This is a genomic window from Cribrihabitans pelagius, assembly GCF_048820915.1.
Taxonomy (GTDB): domain Bacteria; phylum Pseudomonadota; class Alphaproteobacteria; order Rhodobacterales; family Rhodobacteraceae; genus Cribrihabitans_A; species Cribrihabitans_A pelagius.
Genome location: NZ_JBMERR010000027.1, coordinates 26,460 through 39,230 on the forward strand (window position 1 = coordinate 26,460; position 12,771 = coordinate 39,230).

12 protein-coding genes are annotated in these 12,771 nt (G+C 66.4%); 2 read left to right on the forward strand and 10 right to left on the reverse strand.

What is annotated here, in order from left to right; genetic code table 11:
• Positions 1-9 precede the first annotated feature (9 nt).
• The 7 genes from ACOHX0_RS19405 to ACOHX0_RS19435 all read right to left on the reverse strand — a co-directional run bounded on the left by ACOHX0_RS19405 (position 10) and on the right by ACOHX0_RS19435 (position 8,086).
• Positions 10-543, reverse strand: a complete 534-nt coding sequence (locus ACOHX0_RS19405; RefSeq protein WP_420678843.1) for a NuoB/complex I 20 kDa subunit family protein — start codon at positions 541-543, stop codon at positions 10-12.
• Complete coding sequence (locus ACOHX0_RS19410) at positions 534-899, reverse strand: NADH-quinone oxidoreductase subunit A (protein WP_420678845.1); 366 nt, start codon at positions 897-899, stop codon at positions 534-536. Before ACOHX0_RS19410 ends, ACOHX0_RS19405 begins: the two co-directional genes overlap by 10 nt.
• A 233-nt stretch (positions 900-1,132) precedes the next feature.
• Entirely contained in the window at positions 1,133-1,915 is a 783-nt protein-coding gene (locus ACOHX0_RS19415) for a crotonase/enoyl-CoA hydratase family protein (RefSeq protein ID WP_420678847.1), read from the reverse strand.
• A 3-nt stretch (positions 1,916-1,918) separates the two neighbouring features.
• On the reverse strand, positions 1,919-2,785 hold the full coding sequence (locus ACOHX0_RS19420) for a hydroxymethylglutaryl-CoA lyase (protein WP_420678849.1): 867 nt from the start codon (positions 2,783-2,785) through the stop codon (positions 1,919-1,921).
• A gap of 66 nt (positions 2,786-2,851) precedes the next feature.
• Positions 2,852-4,789, reverse strand: coding sequence for an acetyl/propionyl/methylcrotonyl-CoA carboxylase subunit alpha (locus ACOHX0_RS19425; protein WP_420678851.1), 1,938 nt, complete (start codon positions 4,787-4,789; stop codon positions 2,852-2,854).
• Positions 4,790-4,875: 86 nt separating this feature from the next.
• Positions 4,876-6,480, reverse strand: a complete 1,605-nt coding sequence (locus ACOHX0_RS19430) for a carboxyl transferase domain-containing protein (protein ID WP_420678853.1) — start codon at positions 6,478-6,480, stop codon at positions 4,876-4,878.
• A gap of 76 nt (positions 6,481-6,556) precedes the next feature.
• Positions 6,557-8,086: an AMP-binding protein gene (locus tag ACOHX0_RS19435; protein WP_420678855.1), complete on the reverse strand. Its 1,530-nt coding sequence runs from the start codon at positions 8,084-8,086 to the stop codon at positions 6,557-6,559.
• A gap of 149 nt (positions 8,087-8,235) precedes the next feature.
• Here ACOHX0_RS19435 and ACOHX0_RS19440 point away from each other — a divergent pair, with 149 nt between their 5' ends.
• A complete protein-coding gene (locus ACOHX0_RS19440; protein ID WP_420678857.1) occupies positions 8,236-8,838 on the forward strand; it encodes an OmpW/AlkL family protein in 603 nt (200 codons plus the stop codon).
• Between the two features lie 97 nt (positions 8,839-8,935).
• Here ACOHX0_RS19440 and ACOHX0_RS19445 read toward each other — a convergent pair whose 3' ends face one another.
• Positions 8,936-10,096 carry an isovaleryl-CoA dehydrogenase gene (locus ACOHX0_RS19445; protein WP_420678858.1) on the reverse strand — a complete coding sequence of 387 codons (1,161 nt, stop codon included), beginning with the start codon at positions 10,094-10,096 and terminating at the stop codon, positions 8,936-8,938.
• 206 nt (positions 10,097-10,302) lie between these two features.
• Between ACOHX0_RS19445 and ACOHX0_RS19450 the strand changes: the two genes are divergently transcribed.
• Positions 10,303-10,758 (forward strand): CreA family protein, encoded by a 456-nt coding sequence (locus ACOHX0_RS19450; protein WP_420678860.1) that lies wholly within the window; start codon positions 10,303-10,305, stop codon positions 10,756-10,758.
• On the opposite strand, the gene ACOHX0_RS19455 is transcribed toward ACOHX0_RS19450, so the two are convergent.
• Together ACOHX0_RS19455 and ACOHX0_RS19460 are read right to left on the reverse strand one after the other, a co-directional pair.
• Positions 10,743-11,939: a DegT/DnrJ/EryC1/StrS family aminotransferase gene (locus ACOHX0_RS19455; protein WP_420678862.1), complete on the reverse strand. Its 1,197-nt coding sequence runs from the start codon at positions 11,937-11,939 to the stop codon at positions 10,743-10,745. The two genes, ACOHX0_RS19450 and ACOHX0_RS19455, sit on opposite strands and share 16 nt — an antisense overlap.
• Before the next feature lie 79 nt (positions 11,940-12,018).
• The gene (locus tag ACOHX0_RS19460; protein ID WP_420678864.1) at positions 12,019-12,681 is read right to left on the reverse strand and encodes an HAD-IA family hydrolase; all 663 of its coding nucleotides are present in this window, start codon (positions 12,679-12,681) and stop codon (positions 12,019-12,021) included.
• Positions 12,682-12,771: the final 90 nt, after the last annotated feature.

Below are 12,771 nucleotides of genomic sequence, written 5' to 3' on the forward strand. Positions count from 1 at the left end.
CCGCCCTCCTCAGCGCACCAGGGTGCCGGTGCGGCGGATCTTGCGCTGCAGCTGCATCAAGCCATAAAGCAGCGCCTCGGCGGTCGGCGGGCAGCCGGGCACGTAAATGTCCACCGGCACGATGCGGTCGCAGCCGCGCACGACGGAATAGGAATAGTGGTAGTAGCCGCCGCCATTGGCGCAGGAGCCCATGGAGATCACGTAGCGCGGCTCGGGCATCTGGTCATAGACCTTGCGGAGCGCGGGCGCCATCTTGTTGGTGAGGGTGCCGGCCACGATCATCACGTCGGACTGGCGCGGCGAGGCGCGCGGTGCGATGCCGAAACGCTCGGCATCATAGCGCGGCATCGAGGTGTGCATCATCTCCACCGCACAGCAGGCGAGGCCAAAGGTCATCCAGTGCAGCGAGCCGGTGCGGGCCCAGTTGATGATGTCCTCGGCCGAAGTCAGCAGGAAGCCCTTGTCCTGCAACTCCGCATTCAGCGCCTGCGTGGCGGTTTCGCGGTCAACCGCCGCGGTATTGGCTCCGGTCATCACTCCCATTCCAGAGCCCCCTTCTTCCACTCATAGGCAAAGCCGATGGTCAGCACGCCGAGGAACACCATCATCGACCAGAAGCCAAGATCGCTCACCTCCTTGAAACCAACCGCCCAGGGAAACAGGAAAGCGATTTCGAGGTCGAAGATGATGAACAGGATCGACACCAGGTAGAAGCGCACGTCGAACTTCATCCGCGCATCGTCAAAGGCGTTGAAACCGCATTCGTAGGCGCTCACCTTCTCCGGATCCGGGCTGCGCACGGCAAGGACGACGGCCGCCAGGATCAGCACGATGCCGAGGCCCGCGGCAACTGCCAGAAAGACCAGGATCGGCAGGTATTCCCTCAACATCTCTTCCAAGAGCAGCTCCTTTCCCCGGCGGTTTCCCGCGCGACGTCAATTGGCGTGTTGATTTTGACCGTGTCTACTCCGCTGCCCCGTAAGCGTCAACTAAGGCAAGGTTAAACACGGCCGCTTTATGAGGGAAAAACGGCGCTTTGAGGCGCGGTATATCTTACTGTTTACATAGGAAAGGCGGCGACGGGGTGACCCGCCCGCCGCTGACCTGAAGGAACATCTGAAATGCCGGTGTCTTACGCCTGCCAGGAGGGACGCCGCTTCTCGAAAAAGGCGCTGATGCCCTCCTTGGCCTCTGCCCCTTCCCAGCGTTCGACCAGAGCCGCGATGGTGTGGTCGATCACCGTATCATCGAGCCGCGGGCCGAGGCCGCGGGCGAGCTGCTTGGCCGCGGCCACTGCCCCAGGCGCGCAGCTGAGGTAGGGCGCCACCTCAGCTTCCACCGCCTCGGCTAGCTGCTCCGCGGGCACCGCCTTGGCCAGAAGCCCCAGCTCCACCGCCTCGGCGGCGCCGAACAGGCGGGCCGACATGAAGACCCGGCGCGCCTTGGCCTCGCCCATGCGGGCAATCACATAGGGGCCGATAGTGGCGGGGATCAGGCCCAGTTTGGTCTCGGTCAGCCCCATCTTCAGATGGTCCGCGCCGACCGCGGCATCACAGACCGAGGCCATGCCGACGCCGCCGCCAAAGGCATTGCCCTGGATCGCGCCGATCACCGGCTTGGGCAGCGTATTGAGCGCCATCAGCATCTCCGCCAGCACCCGCGCCTCGCGGCCGCGGGTCTCGGGGTCGGCGTCCATCTGCTCGCGCATCCAAGCCAGGTCGCCGCCGGCGCAGAAGCTCTTGCCCGCACCGGTCAGCACCACCACGCGGACAGTGTCGTCCTCGGCCAGGCGCTTGGCCGCCAGCGTCAGCTCCTGCAGCATCTGGCCGGACATGGCGTTGTGCTTTTCCGCGCGGTCCAGCGTAAGGGTGCAGACGCCGCGGGCGTCAGTTTCCAGGGTGATTGTCTCGAACATCGTTCACTCTCCGTCTTTGCCTTGACGCATGGCGCGCGCCATCTCCGCCGCCTCATCCAGCACCGCCGCATCGAGCCCGGTCTCATAGCCCCGCGCCACCAGATGCGCGTTCACCGCTTCGGTTGCGACATTGCCTGCAGCACCCGGCGCGTAAGGACAGCCGCCCAGCCCGCCAACGGCAGCATCGAACACCCGCACACCCTGCGCCAGCGAGGCGTCGACATTGTCGAGCGCCCGGCCCGCGGTGTCATGATAGTGTCCGGCAAGATTCTCCGCCGGAACCCGCGCCGTCACCGCCTTCAGCATCGCGCTGATGCTCTCCGGCGTGCCCTGCCCCACGGTATCCCCCAGCGAGATCTCGTAGCAACCGAGCTCGAACAGCCGCGCGGCCACCGCCGCCGCCTGCTCCGGCGCGGTCGGCCCGTCGAACGGGCAGTCGGTCACGCAGGAGACATACCCCCGCACCGGCAGGCCGATTTCCCGCGCCGCATCGAGGATCGGCAGAAAGCGAGTGATACTCTCTTCGATGGTGGCATTGATATTGGCCTTGGAAAACCCTTCCGAGGCCGAGGCAAACACCGCGATCTCATCCGCCTTCGCCGCCACCGCATCCTCGTAGCCGCGCATATTGGGGGTAAGCGCCGCATAGCGCACGCCGGGCGCGCGGCGGATGCCTGCCAGCACCGCGCCCGACCCCGCCATCTGCGGCACCCATTTCGGCGAGACGAAACTCGCCACCTCGATGCGCGAAAACCCCGCCCGGCTGAGGCAATCGGTCAATGCCACCTTCTCGGCCACCGGGATGGCGCGTTTTTCATTCTGCAGCCCGTCGCGCGGGCCCACCTCGAAAATCTCGACGCGCTCAACCATCGCAGAACCTCCTGTCACTTTCTGACCCTAAATACCCAAATCCCCAAGCCTGCCGCAGGCGCGCGCTCAGCCGGTTTCCTCGTCCAGCCGCACCAGGGCAGCCCCGGCCTCGACCTGATCGCCGGCACTGGCCAGCACCTCGGCCACCACGCCATCGCGCGCCGCCAAGAGCGAATGCTCCATCTTCATGGCCTCCAGCACCGCCAGCCGGTCGCCCTCCTTCACGGATTGCCCCGCTTCGGTGAAGACTGCCTTCACCAGCCCCGGCATTGGCGCCTCGATCACGTTGAGATCGCCCCCAGCCGCGGCATCGCGCTCCAGCGGGTCAATGACGGTGAACTCCTGACCATAGGCATCATGCACCGTGATCAGCGCCCCCGATTGCGATACCGCGGGCATCCGCCGCTCGCCGATGCGCCATTCTCCCTGGCTGCGCTCCGCCAGCACGGTTTTGCCATCGATGTTCCACAGCTGCCGGTCCGGCCCGTCCACTTGCACATCGGCCTCGAACACCTCTCCGCGGTGGCTGAGACTCACGGCCCGGTGCAGCGGTGCCCAGAGGGTGAAGCCGGTCTCGGCCGAGGCCTCCACCAGGTCCAGCGCCACCATGCCGGCGGCCGCCTTGTGGCGCAGTTCCGCCGCGGGAGCGGCCACCAGTGCGTCCAGATCGCGGCCGATCAGGCCGGTGTCGACCTCGCCCGCGGCAAAACCCTCATGCGCGGCCAGCGCGCCGAGGAAAGCGAGGTTGGTGACGGTGCCGCCCACCTCGGTGTCCTCCAGCGCCCGGGCCAGCCGCGACAGGGCCACCTTGCGGGTGGAGCCATGCACGATCACCTTGGCGATCATCGGGTCGTACCACGGGCTGATGGTATCGCCCGCGCGCACGCCGCTGTCGGCGCGGCATTCCTGGGGGAAGGCCAGATGGGTGAGCGTGCCGGTGGCAGGAAGGAAGCCCGCGGGCACGTCCTCGGCATAAAGCCGCGCCTCGAAGGCGTGGCCGGTGATGGTCAGGTCTTCCTGCCGGGCGGGCAGGCTTTCACCCGCAGCAACGCGCAGCTGCCATTCGACCAGATCGACACCGGTAACCAGCTCGGTGACCGGATGTTCCACCTGCAGGCGGGTGTTCATCTCCATGAACCAGAAGCCGTCCGTCCGCAGCCCGTCCGAGCCATCGACGATGAATTCCACCGTGCCCGCGCCCTTGTAGCCGATCGCCTCGGCCGCGCGCACGCCCGCCTCGCCCATCGCGGCGCGCATCTCGTCCGTCATGCCCGGCGCGGGGGCTTCCTCGATCACCTTCTGGTGGCGGCGCTGCAGCGAGCAGTCGCGCTCGAAGAGATGCACCGCATGGGTTCCGTCGCCAAAGACCTGAACCTCGATATGGCGGGGCTGCTGGATGTATTTCTCGATCAAGACATCCGGGTTGCCGAAGGCGGTGGCCGCCTCACCTTGCGCGCTTTCCAGTGCGGAGGCGAAATCCGCAGGCTGCTCCACCAGCCGCATACCCTTGCCGCCGCCGCCGGCAACCGCCTTGATCAGCACCGGGTAGCCGATTTCACCCGCCCGTTCGGCGAGGAAGCCCAGGTCCTGGTTGGCGCCATGGTAGCCCGGCACCACCGGCACGCCTGCTTCTTCCATCAGCGCCTTGGCGGCGTCCTTCAGGCCCATCTTGCGGATCGCTTCCGCCGAGGGGCCGATGAAGGCAAGGCCCGCCGCCTCCACCGCGTCCACGAAACCGGGGTTTTCCGACAGGAAGCCGTAGCCCGGGTGGATCGCCTGGGCGCAGGTGGCTTGCGCCGCACGGATAATCTCGTCGCCCTTCAGGTAGCTGTCCTTGGGCGCCGGGCCGCCGATGTGCACGGCCTCATCCGCCAGCGCCACGTGTTTCGCCGCCGCATCGGCATCGGAATAGACCGCCACCGTGCGCACGCCCATGGCGCGGGCGGTTTCCATCACGCGGCAGGCGATTTCGCCGCGGTTGGCAATCAGGATCTTGTCAAACATGGGGTTGGTCCTTTGTCTGGATCGCTGGACCGGGGGCGCTGCCCCCGGACCCCCGGGATACTTCTGGCCAGAAGAAGCCTGCGGGCTTACATCCGGAAGACGCCGAATTTCGTCTCTTCGATGGGCGCGTTCAGTGCCGCGCTGAGCGACAGCGCCAGCACGTCGCGGCTCTTGCGCGGGTCGATGATGCCGTCGTCCCAGAGCCTTGCGGAAGCATAGAGCGGGTGGCTCTGCTCCTCGAACATCTCGATGGTGGGGCGTTTGAACTCGGCCTCTTCCTCGGTGCTCCAGCTGCCGCCCTGGCGTTCGATGGCGTCGCGCTTGACGGTCGCGAGCACACCGGCCGCCTGCTCGCCGCCCATCACCGAGATGCGGGAGTTCGGCCAGGTCCAGAGGAAGCGCGGCTGGTAGGCGCGGCCCGACATGCCGTAGTTGCCCGCCCCAAAGGAGCCGCCGACCAGCATGGTGATCTTGGGCACGTTGGTGGTGGCCACCGCGGTCACCATCTTGGCGCCGTGGCGGGCGATGCCTTCGTTCTCGTATTTGCGGCCGACCATGAAGCCAGTGATGTTCTGCAGGAAGACCAGCGGGATCTTGCGCTGCGAGCAGAGTTCGACAAAATGCGCGCCCTTCTGCGCCGCTTCGGAGAACAGCACGCCGTTGTTGGCGATGATCCCGATCGGGCAGCCCTTGAGGTGGGCAAAGCCGGTCACAAGCGTCTCACCGAACCGCGGCTTGAACTCGTCGAAGCGGGAGCCGTCGACCAGCCGCGCGATCACCTCGCGGATGTCGTAGGGTGTGCGCAGGTCGCCGGGCACCACGCCGAGGATCTCCTCGGGGTCATAGGCGGGGTCTTCCGGGTTGGCCCAGTTCACGGTGAGGGGCTTGGTGATGTTCAGCGACTGCACCGCCCGCCGGGCCAGCGCCAAAGCGTGGGCGTCATCCTCGGCCAGGTAGTCGGCCACGCCGGAGAGGCGCGTGTGCACATCGCCGCCGCCCAGGTCCTCGGCGCTGACCACCTCGCCCGTCGCAGCCTTCACCAGCGGCGGGCCTGCGAGGAAGATGGTGCCCTGCTCCTTAACGATGATGGTCACATCCGACATCGCGGGCACATAGGCGCCGCCCGCGGTGCAGGAGCCCATCACCACGGCGATCTGCGGGATGCCCTTGGCCGACATCCGCGCCTGGTTGTAGAAGATGCGCCCGAAGTGGTCGCGGTCGGGGAAGACCTCGTCCTGCTGCGGCAGGTTGGCACCGCCGGAGTCGACCAGGTAGATGCAGGGCAGGCGGTTCTCCTCGGCGATCTCCTGCGCGCGCAGGTGTTTCTTCACCGTCATCGGGTAATAGGTGCCGCCCTTCACGGTGGCATCATTGCAGACCACCATGACCTCTTGGCCCTGCACCCGGCCGATGCCCGCGATCACGCCTGCGCTGGGGGCATCGCCGCCGTACATGCCATGCGCCGCGGTGGCGCCGATCTCCAGGAAGGGAGAGCCCGGATCCAGAAGGTTTGCCACCCGGCGGCGCGGCAGCATCTTGCCGCGGCTTTCGTGCCGCGCGCGGGATTTCTCGCCGCCGCCCATGCGCGCGGCCTCAGCCGCCTCGCTGATCTGCGCCAGCGCTTCGAGATGCGCCTCGCGGTTTTGCTTGAAGCCGTCCGAGGAGGGTATCGCCTTGGAATTGAGTTTCATGTCCACTCTCCCGTCATTGGGTTGAGGTCTGTTATGCTGATAATCCCGGACCGGGCCGGCTGCTGGGCCAAACTGGTCATGTGCCGCGCTCCGCCGCAGCCCGCGCCTTCAGCGCCTTGCGGATAACCTTGCCGGTCACCGTCATCGGCAGCGCCTCAAGGAATTCCACCTCGCGCGGGTAGGAGTAATGCGCGAGGCGGTCCTTTACGTAGTCCTGCAGCTCCTGTTCGGAGGCCTCCTCCCCCGGCTTCAGCACCACATAGGCTTTGACGATCTCGGTGCGCAGCGGGTCGGGCTTGCCGACCACGCCCACCGTCGCCACCGCAGGGTGGGTTAGCAAGCAGTCCTCGATTTCCGCCGGACCGATGCGGTAGCCGGCCGAGGTGATCACGTCATCCTCGCGGCCGACAAAGCGCAGGTAATCGCCCTCCCAGATGCCGCGGTCGCCGGTCACCAGCCAATCGCCGCGGAACTTGGCGGCGGTCTCCTCCGGGCGGTTCCAGTATTCCAGCAGCATCGAGGCCGAGCCGCGGCGGATGGCGACGTCGCCCTCGCCTTCGGTGGGGGTGCCGTCCTCGTCGATCACCGCAAGCTCGTGGCCCGGCACCGCCTTGCCGATGCAGCCCGGGCGCGGGTCGAAATCCGCCGAACAGGAAGAGGCCACCATGTTGCACTCGGTCTGGCCGTAAAATTCGTTGATGGTCACGCCCAGCTGCCGCCGGCCCCAGGCGAGCATTTCCGCGCCCAGGGGCTCTCCGCCGCTGGCAACAGAGCGCAGGCCGTCGAGCCCCTGCCCCGCTGCCTTCAGCATCCTGAGCGCGGTGGGCGGGAAGAAGATGTTGCGCACACCGGCCTTGGCGATCAGATCGGCGCAGGCTTCGGGAGTAAACTTGTCGAGCCGCGCGGCCGCCACCGGCACGCCCAGCGCCAGGCCCGGCATCAAGACATCGAACAACCCGCCGATCCAAGCCCAATCCGCGGGTGTCCAGAGGCAGTCGCCCGGCTGGCCGAGGTGGTCATGGCTCATCGCGACGCCCGGCAGGTGGCCGGTCAGCGCCCGGTGCCCGTGCAGTGCGCCCTTGGGGCTGCCGGTGGTGCCGGAGGTGTAGATCAGCACCGCGGGCGTGTCGGGGGTCGTGTCCGCGAAGGGCACGGGCGCGCCCGCCAGCCCGGCGCTGTCCACCATCACCGCCTCGGCCAGATCGCCCAGCAGCTGCGCGCCCTCCGCGTCGGTGAAGACAAAGCGCACGCCCGCATCGCCCGCGCGGGAGGCCAGAGCGTCGCGTTTGAACAGCTTGAACAGCGGCACCGAAATACCGCCCGCCTTCCAGACCGCCAGATGCGCCGCGGCGCACCAGGGCGACTGGCTGAGCAGCACGCCCACCCGGTCGCCCGGCCGGATGCGCGTGAGCAGGTATCGCACCAGGCCGTCCGTCATCGCGGCCAGTTCGCCAAAGGAGATGCCGCGCCGTGCCGCACCGGTCATGTCGACCAGCGCAGTGGCGTCTTCGGGATGCGCCAGGCATTGCGCAGCCATGTTCAGCCGCTCGGGAAGGTCCCAGCTGCCATCGGGCCGCAGCCCAGGAATGTTACAGTTCTGATGCATATTTAGACATTCCTGAAACGAATAACGGATATGCGTTTTTCGACTGATTTTTCAAAGGGAAAGCGAGCCCTCGCTTGATCCAGATCAGAGAGCGGCGCAGCGTCAGAGTGCACCACGGCCGGGCAAACATAAGAAAAGGGACGCACCCCATGAAACGCATGGTTTCCGCTCTGGCACTGACTTCCGCCCTCGCCGCCCTGGCCACCCCCGCGCTTGCGCAAGCGCAGGGCGACTGGACCGTTGGCGTGGGCATCGCCAACGTGAACCCCAAGTCCGGCAACGGCACTCTCGCCGGCGCTGCCGCCGATATCGACGACGGCACCGCGCTGACCCTGACCGCGGAATACTTCTTCCGCAACAACTGGGGCGTCGAGCTGCTGGTGGCCTCGCCCTTCGAGCATGACGTCAATCTGAACGGCGCCTTTGCGGCTTCGGCGAAGCAGCTGCCGCCGACGCTGTCGGTCAACTACCACTTCCCCGCCGCGGGCAAGGTGAAGCCCTTTCTCGGCCTCGGCGTGAACTACACCACCTTCTTCGAGGAAGAGACCGCGCTTGGCACGCTGGAGCTGGATGACAGCTTCGGCCTCGCCCTGAACGCCGGTGCCGACTACCAGATCACCGACAAGGGCGCGCTGCGGTTCGATGTCCGCTACATGGACATCGACACCGATGCGACGCTCAACGGCGCCGGTATCGGCACCGCCGAAATCGATCCGTTCGTGGTGAACCTCGCCTACGTGCACCGTTTCTGATCCCCTGATCCGATTGCAGCCGGGCCGCCACTGGCCCGCTGCGTCCCAAGAACACCAGGCCCGCGCCCCATCCGGGTCCGCGCGGGCCTGATGCCGTTTACATGGTGCCCATCAGCTCGCGGCCGATCAGCATACGGCGGATTTCCGAAGTGCCCGCGCCGATCTCCATCAGCTTGGCATCGCGGAAGATGCGGCCGACCGGGTTGTCGGACAGATAGCCCGCGCCGCCGAAGGCCTGCACCGCCTGATGCGCCTGGGTCATCGCCACTTCCGAGGCATAAAGGCAGCAGGCCGCCGCATCCTGGCGCGTCACCGTGCCCTTGTCGCAGGACTTGGCGACTTCATAGACATAGGCCCGGGCCGAGTTCATCGCAGTGTACATGTCGGCGATCTTGCCCTGCATCAGCTGGAAGTTCCCGATCGGCTGGCCGAACTGCTTGCGTTCCTTCATGTAGGGCATCATTTCGTCCATGCAGGAAGCCATGATGCCGGTGCCGATACCCGCGAGCACCACGCGCTCGTAATCGAGCCCGGACATCAGCACCTTCACGCCCTTGCCTTCCTCGCCGAGGATGTTCTGGAAAGGCACTTCGACGTCTTCAAAGACCAGCTCGGCGGTGTTGGAGCCGCGCATGCCCAGCTTGTCGAAATGCTTGGAGGTGGAGAAACCCTTCATTTCCTTCTCGATCAGGAAGGCGGTGATGCCCTTGGAGCCCGCTTCCGGATCGGTCTTGGCATAGACCACCAGCGTGTCGGCGTCGGGGCCGTTGGTGATCCAGTATTTGTTGCCATTCAGGCGGAAGTGATCGTTGCGCTTCTCGGCGCGCAGGGACATCGAGACCACGTCGGAGCCCGCGGCCGCCTCGGACATCGCCAGCGCCCCCACGTGCTCACCCGAGATCAGCCGCGGCAGGTATTTCTGCTTCTGTTCGGCATTGCCGTTCAACTTGATCTGGTTGACGCAGAGGTTGGAATGCGCGCCGTAGGACAGCGACACAGAGGCGCTGGCGCGGGCGATCTCCTCCACCGCGACGGTATGGGCCAGGTAGGACATGCCCGCACCGCCGAACTCTTCCGGAACGGTGATGCCCAGCAGGCCCAGCTCGCCCATCTCCTGCCACAGCCCGGCCGGGAACTCGTTCTTCTGGTCGATCTCCTGGGCCATCGGCTTGATACGGTCCTGCGCCCAGCGGTGCACCATGTCGCGCAGGGCGTTCACGTCCTCGCCCAGATCGAAGGTCATGCTTGCGTTGAACATCTCGCGGGTCCTCCCGAATTCGGATGGTTATATGAACAGTTGTTCAATTCAATAGACGACCGCACGATTCGCGTCAATTGCGATGAGCGGCGGGAGGGTCTGAGCCCCCCCGGCAGAAATGTTTCCGCAACGCAATTCCCTCAACGGCGCGCAAATGTTGCATAAACGGGGGCAGACCCCGCCCCGAACGGAAACAGGAGATGCTGATGAAACGACTGCAATGCGCCATGGCCGTCCTCTGCCTTACGGGCCTGCCTGCCGCCGCCGAGGAGATCGGACAGATCGGCGTCGACTGGGTGGGCAACGACATCGTCATCGAGGCCATCGCCGATCCCAAGGTGGAAGGCGTTACCTGCCATATCGCCTATTTCGAGCGCGGCCTGATCGACCGGCTGTCCAAGGGCAACTGGTTCGAAGACCCCTCGAACGCCTCGCTGGCCTGCCGCCAGACCGGCCCGATCACGCTGGGCGACATCGACCGGAGCAGGGACGGCGAGGACGTGTTCCGCGAATCCCGGTCCATCGTCCTCAAGTCGCTGCGGGTGAAACGCCTTTTCGACGAGGCCAACCAGACGCTGATCTATGTCGCCCACGCGGCCGAGCTGACGGACGGTTCCGCCAAGGTTTCGATCTCCACCGTGCCGCTTTACCGCTCTGACTGATGGACGGCAGACACTTCGGCACGGATGATGCGGGCGATCTGGGCGCAGTCTTCGAGGCTGAAGGTCAGCGGCACCCGCATGTCGATGATCCCGGCCAGGATGCGGTCGCTCTGCGGCAGGCGCGGCGTCCCGGCATAGCGCCAGCTGTCATAGCGGGAGGTGAAGGCGACAGGCTCAGGCGTGCCGAACCACTTCAGCTCCACGCCGCGGGCGGCACAGCGGCGCAAGACGTCCTGTACCGCATCGGCGCTCCAGCCGAGCAGCAGGAACTGGATTGAGGAGCCCACAAAAAATTCCTTGGCAGGCCGCTCCACCACAGTGAGGCCCGGCGTGCCGCGCAAGCCATCCTCCACCGTGCGGTAGCATTCGTTCCACCGCGTCACCTGGGTGTCCAGATCGCGCAGCTGCGGGCGCAGGATGGCGGCGCGCAGGTTGTCCATACGGCCCGAGATATTCGGGGTCTCGTATTTCACCCGCTCGAAGACCTCCGGCCCCGGCGCCGCCAGATGGCGGCTATAGAGCATGTAGGAGCCCGACAGCATGATCGCCCGCGCTGCGATCTCTTCGTCGTCGGTGATGAGCAGCCCGCCCTCGCCCGCGTTCACGTGCTTGTAGGTCTGGCAGGAATAGCAGCCGACAGCGCCGTGGCGGCCCGAAGGCACGCCGTTCCAGGCCGCGCCCATCGTGTGGGCGCAATCTTCGATCACGGTGATGCCCGCGGCGTTGCAGGTCTCCATCAGCCGGTCCATGTCGCAAAGATGCCCGCGCATGTGCGACAGCATCAGGACGCGGGCCTGGCCCGCCTTGGCGGCAAGGTCATCAAGGTCGATGGTGAGCGCCTCGGTCACCTCCACGTAAACCGGCTCCGCCCCGACCGAGGCGATGGACCCCGGCACCGGCGCCAGGGTGAAAGCGTTGGTCAGAACCCGGTCGCCGGGCTTCACCCCGACCGCCCGCAGGGCCGTCGCCAGCGCGTAGCCGCCCGAGGCCACGGCAAGGCAGTATTTTGCCCCCATCTGCGCGGCGAATTCCTGCTCCAGAAGCGCGGTCTCCCCCGCCTCATCGCCCGCGAGGTTGTAGCGGTGCAGCCGCCCGTGGCGCAGAACCGCAAGGGCTGCCTCGATCGCGTCTTCGGGAATTGCTTCCTGCTGGGTGAAGGACCCGGTGAAAATCTCGCTCATGGCGCATTAGTGTGCCGCGCCCGGCACCGGGTCAAGAGACAACAAAAGCGCCTCAGATTTCCGGAACAAGTTTGCGATTTCACGCAATCAGCCGGGCGGCGACCTCCGGCAGGTCCTCAAAACAGTGCAGCAGCGCCTCGGGCGCGAGCGCCGCCATATCCTCGCCCGAGGGACCGAAGGTGACCAGCACAGACGGCACGTTTGCGGCGGCCGAGGTCTTGCGGTCAGTGTCGCTGTCGCCCACCAAAAGGGTCCGGGCCGGATCGCCGCCGGCCCGGCGCGCCGCTTCGCGCAGCGGCTGGGGGTCGGGCTTGCGCACCGGCAGCGTGTCGGCGCCGACCAGCGATGCAAAGGCTTCGCGCACGCCGAGCCTGCGCAAGAGCAGATCGGCCAGCGCCTCGGGCTTGTTGGTGCAGATGCCAACCGCAAACCCCGCCATCTTCAGCGCCTCGACCGCGGCCATCGCTCCGGGGTAAAGCGTGGTGTGTCGGTCGATGCCGGCGCGGTAGGCCTCCAGCAGCACCGGATAGAACTCATCCACAATGCGCGGATCATGGCGGCCCGCCCGCTTCAGCCCGTGGTCCAGCATCATCCGGCCGCCGCGCAGCGCAACGCCTGCATCATCGGGGTGGCTCAGCACATCCCCCAGGCCCATCTCCCGGAAGCAGCTATTGGCCGCCGCCAGCAGATCGCCCGAGGTATCGGCCAGGGTGCCGTCCAGATCGAAGATGACCGTGCGCATAATCCGCTCCCCTTCGGCGTGTTTCCGCCACGCCGTATTGCAGCCCGCAATCTTGTGTGATGGCGCCAAGCCTTGCGCCCCGCCCCCCAG

Bases quoted from the DNA above. Each gene is read 5' to 3' on its own strand.
- ACOHX0_RS19405 (WP_420678843.1), bottom strand. From the start codon at position 543: ATGGGAGTGATGACCGGAGCCAATACCGCGGCGGTTGACCGCGAAACC.
- ACOHX0_RS19415 (WP_420678847.1), bottom strand. From the start codon at position 1,915: ATGTTCGAGACAATCACCCTGGAAACTGACGCCCGCGGCGTCTGCACC.
- ACOHX0_RS19420 (WP_420678849.1), bottom strand. From the start codon at position 2,785: ATGGTTGAGCGCGTCGAGATTTTCGAGGTGGGCCCGCGCGACGGGCTG.
- ACOHX0_RS19425 (WP_420678851.1), bottom strand. From the start codon at position 4,789: ATGTTTGACAAGATCCTGATTGCCAACCGCGGCGAAATCGCCTGCCGC.
- ACOHX0_RS19430 (WP_420678853.1), bottom strand. From the start codon at position 6,480: ATGAAACTCAATTCCAAGGCGATACCCTCCTCGGACGGCTTCAAGCAA.
- ACOHX0_RS19435 (WP_420678855.1), bottom strand. From the start codon at position 8,086: ATGCATCAGAACTGTAACATTCCTGGGCTGCGGCCCGATGGCAGCTGG.
- ACOHX0_RS19440 (WP_420678857.1), top strand. From the start codon at position 8,236: ATGAAACGCATGGTTTCCGCTCTGGCACTGACTTCCGCCCTCGCCGCC.
- ACOHX0_RS19445 (WP_420678858.1), bottom strand. From the start codon at position 10,096: ATGTTCAACGCAAGCATGACCTTCGATCTGGGCGAGGACGTGAACGCC.
- ACOHX0_RS19450 (WP_420678860.1), top strand. From the start codon at position 10,303: ATGAAACGACTGCAATGCGCCATGGCCGTCCTCTGCCTTACGGGCCTG.
- ACOHX0_RS19455 (WP_420678862.1), bottom strand. From the start codon at position 11,939: ATGAGCGAGATTTTCACCGGGTCCTTCACCCAGCAGGAAGCAATTCCC.
- ACOHX0_RS19460 (WP_420678864.1), bottom strand. From the start codon at position 12,681: ATGCGCACGGTCATCTTCGATCTGGACGGCACCCTGGCCGATACCTCG.